We start from the raw sequence: 13,618 nt of genomic DNA, 5'->3' as shown, positions 1-13,618 counted from the left end.
GACCCGGATCCGGCACCACGATCGCCTCCACCCGCACCGGCTCACCCTTCCCCGGTGCGATGACTCCGCGTACTTCCTGCGCCATGGGAGCAGCCTTTCGCCATGTCGGTTCGCGGGGCGGCGCCCTGTCCTGCCCGCCCTCGCGTCCACCCTGGCGCTCCGGCCCTATGGCGTCCAACATCCAGTGCTGATCGAATTCATCATCTCTCGTGCTCAATCGTCTTTCTCGTGCTCAATCGCCGCCAGGCTCTCCAGGAGCGCCTGGGCCGCCGGTGAGAGTCGGCCACTGCGGGGTACGGCGATGCCCACGTTCCACACCGTGTCGGCGGCGAGCGGCACGGCGGCGAGGCCGCGGGCCTGGTCCTTGTGGGTCACCGGGCGGGGCACCACCGCGACGCCCAGCCCCCGTGCGACCAGGTCGAGAAGCGTGTAGACGTCGTTGACCTCCAGCGCCACTGTGCGGCGCGTGCCCGCGGCGGCGAAGAGCGCGTCGGCCGCCCGCCGCGCGCCCCAGTCGCGGTGCAGGTCGACGAAGACCTCGCCGGCCAGTGCCTGCGCGGCGAGGGGTTCGCCGCTGTACGTGGTGAGCGGCTCGCCACTGAAGACAAGGGGGTGGTCCGGGCGGCAGAGCAGCATCATCGGCTCGGCGGCCAAGGGGCGGATGCGTACGCCTTCCTCGTGCCCCTCGTACACGACGAACGCCAGGTCCAGGGTGCCGCGGCGGACCTCCTCCAGTAGGTGCGCGGAGCCGGACTGGACCATGTGGACCTCGACGCCGGGGTGACGTCCGCGCAGGTCGGCCAGGAGGGACACCGGGTCGACGATGCCCATGCACTGCTCGGTGCCGACGGCGAGCGTGCCGGTGAACAGGCCGCGTACGGCGGCGACCGCCTCCCGCGCCGCCGCCGCGCCCGCGAGCGTGCGGCGCGCCTCCACCAGGAAGGCCCGGCCGGCGGCGGTCAGTTGCACGCGGCGGGTGGTACGGGTGAAGAGGTCGGCGCCGAGTTCGCGTTCCAGAGCGCGCACCGAGGCGGACAGGCCGGACTGCGCGATGTGCAGCCGCTCTGCCGCGCGCGTGAAGTGCTGCTCCTCGGAGACGGCGACGAAGTGTTCCAGGTGCCTGAGTTCCACGATTAAGCACTTTAAATGCTGGGACCGGCCCGCGATACGGGCCGGACAAGCCTTCTGCGCGCAAGCCGTACGGGACCGTACGGGACCGTGCCGGCCGCGGTACGGGGCGCGCTCGCGGGAGCGTACGGCACTTCCGTCCGGCGACGGAATACCCCGCTCGCCCCTCTTGCGCCGCACCCCCGTCCGAGGATTATGTTTGACCCCAAACGAGCTGCTGCCGCGCCGCTCTACCTGAGGCAGCACCTCCCGTACGCCCCCACCCCTCACCGACCCACCCCTCGAAGGAACCCGCCCGACGGAAGGGGCTCCCGTGCCGCCCGCGCCCAGACCCGCCGATCTCGTCCTCCGCAACGGCCAGGTCCTCACCCTGGATGCCGCCTTCCGTACGGCCGAGGCGGTCGCCGTGCGCGACGGCGTCATCGCCGCCACCGGGACCACCGCCGAGCTGCGCCCGCTGATCGGGCCGCGCACGGAGGTCGTCGACCTCGCGGGCGGCACCGTCCTCCCCGGCATCAACGACTCCCACCTGCACGCCTGCGCGTTCGGCGCCACCCGCCCGCCGCTCGCCGTCGATGTCTCGCCCCCCGCCGTCTCCTCCCTCGCCGACGTCCGCGAGGCCGTACGGGCGCAGGCGGACCGGCAGCCACCCGGCTCATGGATCTTCGGCAACGGCTGGGACGTCGGCTACCTCGCCGAGTGCCGCGCGGACGGCACCCGCACGCCAACCCGCTGGGACCTGGACGAGGTCTCCCCCGACCACCCCGTCCTCCTGTACGAGTTCTCCGGGCACACCGCCTGGCTCAACTCCCGCGCCCTGGAAGCGGCGGGCCTCACTCCGACCACCGGGGCGCCGCCCGGCGGCGTCATCGAGCGGCGGCCCGACGGCGCGCTCACCGGCATCCTCCGCGAGAGCGCCCAGGAACTGGTCAACACCGTCATCCCGCCCATGACCGACGCGGCCCGCGAGGCGGCGCTCCGGGCCGCGATCGACGTCTGCCACGCCCAGGGCATCACCAGCTTCACCGAACCCGGGCTCGGACCCGGCGGCAAGAGCCTCTTCCTCGGCTCCGCCGACACCGCGACACTGAACGTGTACGCGCGGATGGCACGCGAGGGCCAACTCCGGGCCCGCGTCAGCGTCCTGCTCCTCCCCCTCGAAATGGGCGGCGCCGCCGCCGACCTCACCGACCGGCTGGCCGCACTCGACGGGATCTGCGACGGCGCCGACCCACGCCTCCTCTCCGTCCTCGGCGTCAAGCTCTTCGCCGACGGAGTGCCGCCCAGCCGTACGGCCTGGATGAGCGAGGAGTACGCGAACGGCGGCGGCCGCGGCAGCCTCTGCCTGCACGGCCACACCGACGGACAGCGCGTCGAGGAACTGTCGTCGATCGTGCGGCAGGCGCACCGCCTCGGACACCAGCTCGGGGTCCACATCACCGGGGACGCCGGCATCGACGCGGTCGTGGACGCCTTCGCCGCCGCCCAGCTCGCCCACCCCCGGCCGGACGCCCGGCACTACATCATCCACGGCGACTTCGCCTCGCCCCGCGCCCTGGCCACCCTCGCCGCACACGGCTGGGGCGCCAACATGAACCCGGGCGTCAAGGACGCGATCGCGGACCTGATGGACGGCGTCGTCGGCCCGGAACGCTCGGCGTACCAGTGGCCCGTACGCAGCGCGGTGGACGCCGGCATACCGGTCACCGCCAGCTCCGACGCGCCGATCACGTACCCCGACTGGCGCGCCGGCGTCTCCTCCATGCTCCTGCGCCGCTCCAAGGCGACCGGCCGCCCCAGCGGCCCCGACCAGTGCGTCGACCTGCGCACGGCGCTGCGCGCCTACACCACCCACGCGGCCCGCCAGGACTTCGCCGAGTCCTGGAAGGGCTCACTGGAACCCGGCAAGGCCGCCGACCTCTGCGTCCTCGACGGCGACCTCCTCCACACACCCCCGGAGGACATACCGGCCCTCCCGGTCACCATGACCGTCTTCAACGGCGAAGTCGTCCACGAGTCCCGCTGACCGCCCCGCGGCAGCAACCAGCAGGCAAGACATACGAGGCAGACGAGGCAGACAGGGAGGCCGTGATGGGCCCCACGCTCGACAGCGGGCACGAGGAGTGGATACATGCCGCCGGGAGGCTCGTGCCGCCGGTGCGGCATCGGATCGGTGGGCGGGAGGTGGACGGGTCCGGGGCGGTGTTCCGGGTTGTCTCGCCGCGGGACGGTACGACGCTCGCCGAGGTCACCGATGCCGGGGAGAAGGAGGTGGACCTGGCCGTCGCCGCGGCGCGGCGGGCGTTCGACTCGGGGCCCTGGCCGCGGCTCGCGCCGGCCGACCGGGGCCGTGTCCTGCTGCGGATCGCCGATCTGGTCGAAGAGCACCGATCCGAGATCGCGGCACTGATCTCGCTGGAGAACGGCAAGCCGGTCGCCGAGTCGTACGGCATCGAACTACGCGCCGTCGCCGGTACGTTCCGCTGGTACGGGCAGCTCGCGGACAAGCTGCACGATGAAGTGCCGCACACCGATCCCGGCGCGCTGGCGCTCGTCACACGCGAGCCGGCGGGCGTGGTCGGCGCCGTCGTACCGTGGAACTTCCCGCTCACGCTCGCCGCCTGGAAGATCGCTCCGGCGCTCGCCGCCGGCTGCACCGCCGTGCTCAAGCCGTCCGAACTCACCCCGCTCTCGGGACTGTTGCTCGGGCGGCTCATCGACGAGGCGCTGGCGGAGGCGGGGGTGCCGCCCGGGGTGCTCAACGTCGTCGCGGGCGACGGGCCGACCGCGGGCCGCGCGCTAGGGCTGCACCCGGACGTCGACGTACTGGCCTTCACCGGCTCCACCGCCGTCGGCCGCCACTACCTGCGGTACGCGGCCGACTCCAACCTCAAGCGGGTCTGGCTGGAGCTGGGTGGCAAGTCCCCCAACATCGTGCTGCCGGACGCCCCGGACCTGGCCGCCGCCGCGGCCACCGCCGCCTGGGGGATCTTCTTCAACCAGGGCGAGATGTGCACCGCGCCGTCCCGGCTGCTCGTGCACTCCTCGGTCGCGGAAGAGGTCACCGAGGCCGTCGTCGAGCGTGCCGAAGCGCTGCGGGTCGGCGATCCGCTGGACCCGGCCACGGAGATGGGCGCGCTGACGGGGGCGGCCCGGCTGGACGCCATGGGGCGGCACATCGACGCGGGCCGCGCGGCCGGGGCCCGGCTCCGTACCGGCGGCGCGCCACTCGACCCGGCACCCGTGCCCGGCGGTACGTACTTCCGGCCCACCGTCTTCGACCACGTCACACCGGACATGCCCATCGCTCGCGAGGAGATCTTCGGCCCGGTGCTGTCGGTGTTGGCCTTCGACACCGTCGAGGAGGCGATAGCGCTGGCCAACGACACCGCGTACGGCCTCGCGGCGGGCCTGTGGACCGGCTCGCTGTCCACCGCGCACACCGTCTCACGCGCGCTGCGCGCCGGCACGGTCTGGGTCAACTGCTACGAGGAGGGCGACCTCACCGTCCCCTTCGGCGGCTACAAGCAGTCCGGGAACGGCCGCGACAAGTCCGCGCACGCGCTGGAGAAGTACACCGAACTCAAGACCACCTGGATCCAGTTGTGAACGCCGCACCCCCTACCGGTACTGCCTCCTCTGCCGGTACCGGGACCCGGCCGCTGATCGCGCTGCCGCAACGGTTCTCCGCCACCACGTCCGCGCTCCGCTACGAGGCGGTCGTCACCGCGCGGGCGCTGGCAGACGCCGTACTGCGGGCCGGCGGCGAGCCGTTCATGATGTACCCGTACGTGCCCGGGGGGCGGGTGAGCGATACGAGCGCGAGGGTAGGTGACCGGCTGGCGCGCTGCGACGGGGTGCTGCTGCCGGGCGGCGGAGACCTGACGCCGCGGCTCTACGCGGCGGCGGAAGCGGCGGTGCACGAGAGCGTGTACGACGTGGACGAGGAACAGGACGCGTTCGACCTGGCGGTGGCCCGGCACGCCCTCGCACGCGGCCTGCCCACGCTCGCCGTCTGCCGCGGGCTGCAGGTCGTCAACGTGGCGCTGGGCGGCACCCTGCGCCAGGACATGGGCGGCCCGGACCGCGAGCACCGGCACGTGGTGCATCCCGTACGGCTGGCGGCCGGGTCGGCCGTGGCGCGAGCGACCGGCACGGAGCGGGTGGACGCGTCCTGCTACCACCACCAGTGCGTGGACCGGCTGGGCGAGGGGCTGGTGGCGACCGGCCGGGCCGCCGACGGGACGATCGAGGCGCTGGAACTCCCGGGCGGACAGGGCTGGTTCACCGCCGTGCAGTGGCACCCGGAGGATACGGCGGTGAAAGACCCGGCCCAACAGGGGCTGTTCGACGCGCTGGTGGCGGCCGCGACGCCGTGAAGAGCTACCCCCGCGCCCGCCGTCCGCTCCTCCTGGGCCGGGGGTCCGCGCCGTTCAAAAGGTCCAGGCGGCGTTGTTCGCCGTCTGTTTCCACTCGGACGACGATGCGGCGGAGCAGGTCGGCGAGCTGGCGGGCCTCGTCGTCGTTGAGGTCGTCGGTGACGAACGCCTCCTCGGCGTTGAACTGCGGGAAGATCTCCGCCATCAGCTCCTCGCCCGCCGGCGTGAGGGAGAGCAGCGCGAGCCGGCCGTCCGTCGGGTGGCCGCTGCGCTCCATCAGGCCGCGGCCCTGGAGCGTACGGGCGACGCCGGTGAGCGTGCCCTTGGAGATGCCGGCCTCCTCGGCGACCCGCCGGGTCTCCATCTCGCCCCAGATCCACACCACCCACAGGACCACGAACGAGGTCCAGGTCAGCTCGGCGCCGCGCAGTACCGAGTTCTCGAAGTGCTGGCGGACCGCGGCGGCGGCCCGGTAGATGTTCCCCACCGCGGCCATCTGCGCGTGCCGGATGGGCGTGTCGCCGAGCTTGGCCTGTACCGCCTTCTCCGTGTCCCTGATGGAACGGTGACCGGTCACCACAGCATCTCCTTCGAACCCTCCTGGACCCCGGTGGTCCTGGACCCCGGCGGGCGGCGCGTCCCGCACCGGGCCCGTCCGCACCCTTGCCGGGCTTCGTTTGCGGTCGTACGATCTGCGCACCCCGCTATTCGTACGGGCTCAAACGATATCGCGGTATCCCGCGACCCCGCGGCCTCCCCCACCCGCTCGCGCCCGTACACCCGCACGCCTGCGCCGTACGCACGCGTCCCATCATCCCCGCCCCAGGAGCCCGGCATGGCCATCGACCCACGCCCTCCCGCAGCCCGCCCGGCGGATGCGGCACCGTCCGCGACCCCGCGGCCCCGCATCGGCGTCCCCGGCATCGTCTTCTTCATCATCGCCGCCTCGGCGCCGCTCACCGTCGCCGCGGGCGGCATCCCGCAGTCCCTCGCCGTCACCGGCGTCCTCGGCATCCCGCTGCTCTACCTGCTGATCGCGCTGCTGCTGGCGGTCTTCAGCGCGGGCTACGCGGCGATGAGCCGGCACATCACCGGCGCCGGCGCCTTCTACGCCTACGCCGCGCACGGCATCGGCCGCACCGCGGGCGTCGCCGCCGCCTTCGTCGCGCTGGTCTCCTACAACGCCATGCAGGTCGGCATCGCCGGGCTCTTCGGCGCCACCACCGCCGACTTCCTGAAGGCCCGCACCGGCCTGGACGTCCCGTGGTGGGCCCTGGTGCTGGCGGCCACGGCACTGGTCGGGGCGCTGGGCTACCGGCGCGTCGACGTGGGCATGAAGGTCCTCGCCGTACTCATCGTCATCGAGTCCGGGACCGTCCTCGTCTTCGACATCGCGCAGTTCGGCCATGCCCCGCAGGGCGTCTCGCTCGCCCCGCTGAGCCGGCACGCGGCCACCGACGGCGCGCTCGGCGTCGCCCTGTGCTGCATCTTCGCCGCCTTCATGGGCTTCGAGTCGGCGGCGCTCTACGGCGAGGAGTGCAAGGACCCGCGGCGCACCATCGGCCGCGCCACCTACACCGCCGTCGCGCTCATCGGCGTCTTCTACGCCGTCACGGCCTGGGCGATGATCAGCGGCGCCGGGGACGGGCGCGCGGTGCGCTACGCCGCCGCGCACGGCCCGGACATGATGTTCACGCTGGGCGCGGACAGCCTCGGTCCGCTCTTCTCCGACCTCGCGCAACTCTTCCTGATCACCTCCCTTATCGCCGCACTGCTCTCCTTCCACAACGCGGTGGCCCGCTACATACGTTCCCTCGGCCGCGAAGGAGTGCTGCCGCGCGGGCTGGGCGCGCTGCACCCCCGGTACGGCTCGCCCGCGCGCGGCTCCCTCGCGCAGACCGCGGTGACGGTCGGCGTCACCGTCCTCTTCGCGCTGGCGGGCCGCGACCCGGTGGACGACCTCTTCACCTGGCTCACCAACCTCGGCGCCCTGGGCGTCATCCTGCTCCTGCTCGTCACGTCGGTGGCGGTGATCTGCTACTTCGCGCGCCGGGGCAGGGGCAGGGGCCGTACGGACGAGGGGCGGAGCGGCAGCCGTACGGAGGAGCGGCGCGCCATCGGCCGTACGGACGAAGGGCCGTGGCAGCGGCTGATCGCCCCCGCCCTCTCCGCCGTCGCCCTCGCCGTGATCTTCTACCTCGCGCTCACCAACTTCAGCGTCCAGCTGGGCGTCGGCCCCGGCAACCCGCTGCGCTGGATCCTGCCCTGCCTGGTGCTCGTGGCCGCCGTCCTGGGCACCGCCTGGGCCCGCTACCTGCGCGTCGCCCGCCCCGACGCGTACGCCGCCATCGGCACCTGCGCGACGGACGACACCCCCTGACCACAGCCCCGCCCCCCTTCGAGGAGCCGCCATGCCCGGAACCCCCGCGCCCCGCAAGCCCGTCTCCCGCCGTCGTCTGCTCGCCGCGACCGGCGCCGCCACGCTCGCCGGCGGGGCCGCGGCGCTGGGCCCGGCCACCACGGCAGCGGCCACGCCGGCCGCGCCCCGGATCCGCCCGCTCGACGGTCCCCGCCTCGTCCTGCTCGGTACCGCGGCGGGCCCGCCCCCGGAGGCGTCCCGCCGCGGCATCGCCAGCGCCCTCGTCGTGGACGGCCGTACGTACGTGATCGACTGCGGCCGCTCGGCGGTGACGCAGTACGGGCTGGCCGGACTGAAGCTGGCCGATCTGAAGTCGATCTTCCTGACCCATCTGCACGCCGACCACATCGCCGACTACTACAACTTCTTCCTCCTCGGCGCGCAGCTCTCCAACGACGAGGACGACCTGATCACGAAGCCGGTGGACGTGTACGGGCCCGGTCCGGCCGGTGCCCTGCCGCCCGCCTTCGACCACGACGACCCGCCGGTCGTCGCCCCGCACCACCCCACGCCGGGCCTGAAGCGGCTGACGGAGAAGCAGATCGAGGCATTCGCGTACAGCACCAACGTCTTCATCCGGGACTCCGGCATCGCGGACCCGCGCACCCTGATCCGTACCCACGAGATCGAGCCGCCGGACGGTACGGGCGCGCACCCGCTCGGCCCCACCGCGCCGCCGATGGAGCCCTTCGAGGTGGCGGACGACGGGACGGTGCGGGTGACGGCGATCCTGGTGGACCACGGCCCGGTGTTCCCGTCGTACGCCTTCCGGTTCGACACGGCGCACGGGTCGGTGGTCTTCTCCGGCGACACGGTGCAGCACGACAACGTCGTACGGCTCGCCCGGGGCGCCGACCTCCTCGTGCACGAGGTGATGGACGCGGACTTCTACCGCGCGGCGGGGCTGCCGCCGGCCTATCTGGACCACATGCTGCAGTCGCACACGGACGTCACGGAGGTCGGCCCGATCGCCGAACGGGCGGGCGTGGACACCCTCGTCCTGAGCCACATCTGCCCCGCCGACCCGAAGGCCGTCTCCTCGGCGCAGTGGCGCCACCGCGCGAGCAAGGGCTTCTCGGGCCGCGTCATCGCGGGCGAGGACCTCCAGCAGATACCGCTGCGGGGGCGGTAAGCGGGGCCCGGCGGACCGGCCGCCGGCACACCGTCAGCGCGTCGGCCCGCCCCGCTGCTCCTCTTCCTCCCGGAGCTCGGTCAGCAGCTTCCGGGTCGCGCGAGTGCAGGTGTGCTCCTCTCCCAGGACCCGCTCGCTCACCTCCAGTACGCCGCGCCACTCCGCCTCTGCCTCGTCCAGACGGCCGAGACCTCGCAGCGCGATGCCCAGGTTGTGCCGCGTCCACAGGGTCTGCGCGTCTTCCGCACCCAAGACCCTGAGCCGTGCGTTCAGGGTCTCCTGACCTTCTGTCACCGCCTCGGCGAACCGCTCCATCCGGTGCAGGACGTAGGCCAGGCTGTGCCGCACCGCCAGGGTCAGCGGTGCGTCCGCGCCCAAGGTGCGGGTACGGGCATCGATGACGTGCCGGTATTCCTGCGCTGCTTCCTCGAAGCGGTCCTGATCACGTAGCAGGTCGGCGAGTCTCCGGCGGGTGGTCAGGGTGTCCGGGTGCTCGGGCCCGAGTACCCGGCCCCGCCTCTCAAGGGTCACCCGGCGCTCCGTCTCAGCCTCTGCGTACCGCTTGAGCTCCTCCAGTACGCTCGCACGATTGTTCCGGGTGGTGAGGGCGTTCGCCTCGTCTCCTTGGCCGTTGCGCTCATACTGCTCCACAGCCGCCGTGTACTCCTCGATCGCCTCCTCGGAACGGCCCAGGCTATTGAGGGTGTAGGCCAGTTCGTGCCGTGTGTTGAGCGTGCCGGGGGCATGCGAGCCCTGCACTTCGCTCCTGTCACGCAGCAGCTTCCGGAAGGCATCTGCGGCTTCTTCCGGGCGGCCGAGCTCTCGGATGATCTTGATGTGAACATGACGGAGGTTGAGGTGGTCGGGATGCCGTTCCCCGAGCATCCCCATGACCTCCGGGGCCAGCTCCCGCGCCTCTTCCTCGGCCTCGGCATGCCGCTCCAGGTCGCACAGAGCGTAGATGTGCCGACGCCTTGCCGTCAGAGTCCGCCAGTCTCTCGGCCCGCGTTCGGTCAGCAGCCGTTCGGCCAAGCCGCCCCACAACTCCAGAGCCTCGTCGTACCGGTCGACCGCGTCGAGGATGTACCCCAGCCGGAACTGCGCGGAGTACCACGCCGTTCCCTCCTCGTCCGGCGACGGAGGCGGGGCGTCGGCAACTGCCGCGCGCACCTCTTCCTCAGCCTCGGCGTAACGCTTCTGGTGCTGCAGTGCGGTGGCCAGCCAGACACGGACAATGACGGTGTCGAAGTGGGCCGGGCCTTTCAAGGACAACCGCTGCGGATGGAGAGCCCGGAACACAGCTTCGGCCTCTTCCGACCGGTCCAGATCGATCAGGTAGCGTCCCTGCTTCAACCGCAGCGACAGTATCGCCTCACGGTCCTCGCCCTCTTCACGCCCACGCCGCTGGTACGCATCGATCAGCGCCCGGCACTCTTCTTCGGCCGCTTCCCTGCGATCCGCTTCTTCGAGCAGTTCGATGAGGTAGTCGCGGGCGTAAAGGGTGTAGTTGTGCTCATGCCCGTGCACCCGCGCGGAGAGCGCGATCACTTCGCGCAGCTGCCGTTCTCCCTCATCGTGGTCGCCCAGCGCGTTGAGGGTGAGCGCCAAGTGCCCGCGCATGTTGCGCGTCTCCAGGTCGTCGGCCGTGACGACTTCGGGGAGCAGGGCCCGGGCCACGTCGCGCAACGCGTCCGCGTCCTGCGTCCGTCCGGTGGCGACCAGGTCTGCGGCCAGCCGGCGCAGTGTCCGCACTCCCCACCAGCCCGTCTCCTCGTCCCGCTGGTCGGCCTCGGTGAGCAGCTTGTCGACGTTCGTCCGCACCGACTCCGGCAGTCCGTCGTCCTCGGCGATCCGCCGTACCAGAGCGATGAGCGGCGGCTGTACGCGTTCGGAAGAGTAGGAGCGGGGCGGGAAGGCCACCGGCTCGGTAGCGGTTTCCGGCGGCTGCGGCCCCGGTGCCGGGCGCCCGCCCTCGCGTTCGCGTTCGTCTTCGTACGGTTCCTCGTCGAGCAGGCCGAGCCGCCGCAGCAGTTCCCGGGAGGCCGCGGCGAACGGCTGGGCATGTTCGGCCACCGACGAGTCCCCGGCGGCGTCGGCCAGCCGGGCCCGGAACTCCGGTCCACCGCCCCGACGCCGCAGCAGGTAGTCCGTCACCTGCGCCGCCGTGTCCAGCGCCGTGGCGGTCTGCACGACGTCCAGCAGCAGGTCGGCGACGCCCGGCTGGAATTCGTACTCGACAGCGTCATGCGGCAGGACGGTGGCGGGCTCCCGGCGACGCAGCAGGCCGCCGAGAAACACCTCGGCGAGCTGTGCCGGGTGGAACCGCCCGGCTCCGTTGCCGGCGGCCTGGTGTATCAGCCGCATCACCGGAAGCGTGAGCGGACTCACTGAGGCAAGCGCCCCGGCAAGTCGCTGGCTCTCAGGGGAGGCCGCGGCCCGGAAGCGCCGCAGCCGTTCCTCGGCGGCGAGCGCGGTGGACGGGCCCATGGCCTCCTCGGCGGGGCCGGCGCGGCCGTCGCGCAGCAGCATGGCCGGCAGTAGGGCGCTGCCCCGGCCGGTGGCGGTGAGCTGGGCCCAGGCACCGACCTGGGCAGCGGACAGGTCCAGGACCGGCACGACCGTGCCTTCGTATGAAGCGAGGCCAGGCGGCAGTACGGGATGCCGTGCGGACAGGAACCGACCGGGAGCGCCCGGCCGATCAGCGGAGACCAGCAGCTGCTGGGTGGGCATACCGCTCTCGGGCCACATCCTCGGCGGCAGCGGCTGGACCACCGCCACGGGCGAGTGGCGCGCCCAGCCGAGAAGTACACGCGGGATGGCGCCGCTGCGCCAGCCGGGCCCGACACCGTCGGACAGGACAAGGACGGCGGTGCGCCCCGACAGGTCCGTCAGATGCCCCGGGCCGCGCCGTGGTGCACCGGCCGCGTACGGGCGGGCGGTGAGTACCGGTTCGACGGCCGAGGAGCTGTCCAGGCCGTGGACACGCACGTGCAGGAAGGCGCCCTGTCGTTCCAGCAGTGCCTGGATCTCGGCGGCCAGTTGCCGCCACAGGACCATCGAGGGGCCGTCATCGACGACCAGCGCGACGGACAGCCAGCGTTCCCGTGCGGGGCGCAGAACAGCGTCGAGGAGGCCGGTGTCCGCGATCCAGTCGGCGGTTGCCACCTCGTCGAGGGTTTGGCTGCGGCGGGAGGGCACGCTCTGCCGCAGTGGCCGGAGCGCCCTGGCCATGCCGCGGGCGCCGGGTAGGGCCGGTACGCCTCGGACGTCGACGGACCGGGCCGGCCGGGCAGCCGCGCGGCGTGCTCCGCCGGGGGCGAAGAGTCCGCCGGACGCGCTGCGCTCATCGTCCTCGTCGTGGTCCTGCCTGAGTTCGGTGGAGCGGTCGCGGACCGGTTCCCCGGTGCCGTCATCACCGTCCGCCGCCCTGGACGCGGCGTCCGGTACACCGGCGGGCTCCGCAGTCGCGACGGAGCCGGTGCTGCCGGCGGTCTCGGTGGTGACGGCCAGCCACAGGACGTCCTGCAGCTCCTCGGGGGACAGCTGCGCCCCGGCGTCCTCCAGCAGGGAGCACAGCCGCTGAAACATCAGAAGTCCGCTTCGTCCAGGGAGCGCAGCACGGTCTCACGGAGCGTCTCGAAGTCCATCTTCACACCGGACGACCGCAGGTGGACGGCGTTGAGCAGCTGGTCGGTGGCCAGTTCGCGCTCCTGTGAGTCACGCAGGTCGAGGAAAGCGGCGATCAGCTCCTGGGCCCGCGCCCCGACCTCGTGGCCCAAGTGCATGGTGACGATGTCGTGCAGCTGCTGTTCGTCAGGCTGCTTGAGGTCAAGGCGGACGCAGCGGCGCAGAAAGGCGGGCGGGAAGTCGCGCTCGCCGTTGCTGGTCACGACGACGACGGGGAAGACGTCGCAGCTCACCCGGCCGCCGGCGATCCGTACCTTCTCCTCCGTACCGGTGGCCCGCACCTTGACCTCGGGCTGTTTGAGCCGGGCGAGTTCGGGGATCTCGAACTCGCCCTCCTCGAATACGGTCAGCAGATCGTTGGGCAGGTCGACGTCGCCCTTGTCGAGCTCGTCGATGAGCAGGACGCGGGGCTTGGCGCCGGGCAGGAGCGCGCTGCCCAGCGGGCCGAGCCGGAGGTAGTCGCCGATGTCGGGCTCGGCGGCGCCCTGGGCGTCGTCCCGGTCCTTGCCGTGCAGCGAGGCGTCACGCAGCCGCCCCACCGCGTCGTACCGGTAGAGACCGTCGGCCAGCGTGGAGCGGCTGTTGACCGGCCAGTGCAGGACCGGGCCCAGGCGCAGCTCGTCGGCGATGGCGCGGGCGAGCGTGGACTTGCCGGTGCCGGGCCGCCCGGTGACGAGCAGCGGGCGGTGCAGATGCAGCGCGGTGTTGACGACGTCGCGGTCCCCAGGGGCGATCACGTACGCGGGGCGCCGTGTCTCCGTACGCTCCCGCTTGGCCGCGCCGAAGCGGCGCCACGGCGGTGCGACGGGCCACTCCACGTCGTGGGGCTCGGCCGCGCCGCCCTGGAAGAGCCGCCAGTCCTGTGCCATCGTG

At 72.6% G+C, this 13,618-nt stretch carries 10 protein-coding genes; 5 read left to right on the top strand and 5 right to left on the bottom strand.

Features of this window, described 5'->3' with window-relative positions:
- Together ACIGQF_RS38065 and ACIGQF_RS38060 are read right to left on the bottom strand one after the other, a co-directional pair.
- On the bottom strand, positions 1–217 hold a 217-nt coding region (locus tag ACIGQF_RS38065; protein ID WP_399720546.1), incomplete at its 3' end, for a hypothetical protein.
- Entirely contained in the window at positions 214–1,131 is a 918-nt protein-coding gene (locus tag ACIGQF_RS38060) for a LysR family transcriptional regulator (protein WP_399720543.1), read from the bottom strand. The genes ACIGQF_RS38060 and ACIGQF_RS38065, both read right to left, overlap by 4 nt.
- Before the next feature lie 310 nt (positions 1,132–1,441).
- On the opposite strand from ACIGQF_RS38060, the gene ACIGQF_RS38055 reads away from it, so the two are divergent.
- From ACIGQF_RS38055 to ACIGQF_RS38045, 3 genes are all read left to right on the top strand, one after another.
- The gene (locus ACIGQF_RS38055) at positions 1,442–3,154 is read left to right on the top strand and encodes an amidohydrolase (RefSeq protein ID WP_399720541.1); all 1,713 of its coding nucleotides are present in this window, start codon (positions 1,442–1,444) and stop codon (positions 3,152–3,154) included.
- Positions 3,155–3,219: 65 nt separating this feature from the next.
- Positions 3,220–4,737 (top strand): aldehyde dehydrogenase, encoded by a 1,518-nt coding sequence (locus ACIGQF_RS38050; protein ID WP_399720538.1) that lies wholly within the window; start codon positions 3,220–3,222, stop codon positions 4,735–4,737.
- Entirely contained in the window at positions 4,734–5,507 is a 774-nt protein-coding gene (locus ACIGQF_RS38045) for a gamma-glutamyl-gamma-aminobutyrate hydrolase family protein (protein ID WP_399720534.1), read from the top strand. Before ACIGQF_RS38050 ends, ACIGQF_RS38045 begins: the two co-directional genes overlap by 4 nt.
- A gap of 4 nt (positions 5,508–5,511) precedes the next feature.
- On the opposite strand, the gene ACIGQF_RS38040 is transcribed toward ACIGQF_RS38045, so the two are convergent.
- On the bottom strand, positions 5,512–6,084 hold the full coding sequence (locus tag ACIGQF_RS38040) for a MarR family winged helix-turn-helix transcriptional regulator (RefSeq protein ID WP_399720531.1): 573 nt from the start codon (positions 6,082–6,084) through the stop codon (positions 5,512–5,514).
- Positions 6,085–6,342: 258 nt separating this feature from the next.
- On the opposite strand from ACIGQF_RS38040, the gene ACIGQF_RS38035 reads away from it, so the two are divergent.
- Positions 6,343–7,887, top strand: a complete 1,545-nt coding sequence (locus ACIGQF_RS38035; protein ID WP_399720528.1) for an APC family permease — start codon at positions 6,343–6,345, stop codon at positions 7,885–7,887.
- 31 nt (positions 7,888–7,918) lie between these two features.
- Entirely contained in the window at positions 7,919–9,058 is a 1,140-nt protein-coding gene (locus ACIGQF_RS38030; RefSeq protein WP_399720526.1) for an MBL fold metallo-hydrolase, read from the top strand.
- A 33-nt stretch (positions 9,059–9,091) separates the two neighbouring features.
- Here the strand turns inward: ACIGQF_RS38030 and ACIGQF_RS38025 are convergent, their stop codons facing one another.
- Together ACIGQF_RS38025 and ACIGQF_RS38020 are read right to left on the bottom strand one after the other, a co-directional pair.
- Positions 9,092–12,646, bottom strand: coding sequence for an SAV_2336 N-terminal domain-related protein (locus ACIGQF_RS38025; RefSeq protein WP_399720524.1), 3,555 nt, complete (start codon positions 12,644–12,646; stop codon positions 9,092–9,094).
- A complete protein-coding gene (locus ACIGQF_RS38020; RefSeq protein WP_399720521.1) occupies positions 12,646–13,614 on the bottom strand; it encodes an AAA family ATPase in 969 nt (322 codons plus the stop codon). Before ACIGQF_RS38020 ends, ACIGQF_RS38025 begins: the two co-directional genes overlap by 1 nt.
- Between the last annotated feature and the right edge of the window lie 4 nt (positions 13,615–13,618).

The sequence above is a fragment of the Streptomyces sp. NPDC053560 genome, assembly GCF_044544605.1.
Lineage (GTDB): Bacteria > Actinomycetota > Actinomycetes > Streptomycetales > Streptomycetaceae > Streptomyces.
This window is presented reverse-complemented; position numbering and strand designations above follow the sequence as displayed.

What these genes read in the sequence shown, in the direction of transcription:
- ACIGQF_RS38050 (WP_399720538.1), top strand. Translation starts at nt 3,220, where the DNA reads ATGGGCCCCACGCTCGACAGCGGGCACGAGGAGTGGATACATGCCGCC.
- ACIGQF_RS38035 (WP_399720528.1), top strand. Translation starts at nt 6,343, where the DNA reads ATGGCCATCGACCCACGCCCTCCCGCAGCCCGCCCGGCGGATGCGGCA.
- ACIGQF_RS38030 (WP_399720526.1), top strand. Translation starts at nt 7,919, where the DNA reads ATGCCCGGAACCCCCGCGCCCCGCAAGCCCGTCTCCCGCCGTCGTCTG.
- ACIGQF_RS38025 (WP_399720524.1), bottom strand. Translation starts at nt 12,646, where the DNA reads ATGTTTCAGCGGCTGTGCTCCCTGCTGGAGGACGCCGGGGCGCAGCTG.
- ACIGQF_RS38020 (WP_399720521.1), bottom strand. Translation starts at nt 13,614, where the DNA reads ATGGCACAGGACTGGCGGCTCTTCCAGGGCGGCGCGGCCGAGCCCCAC.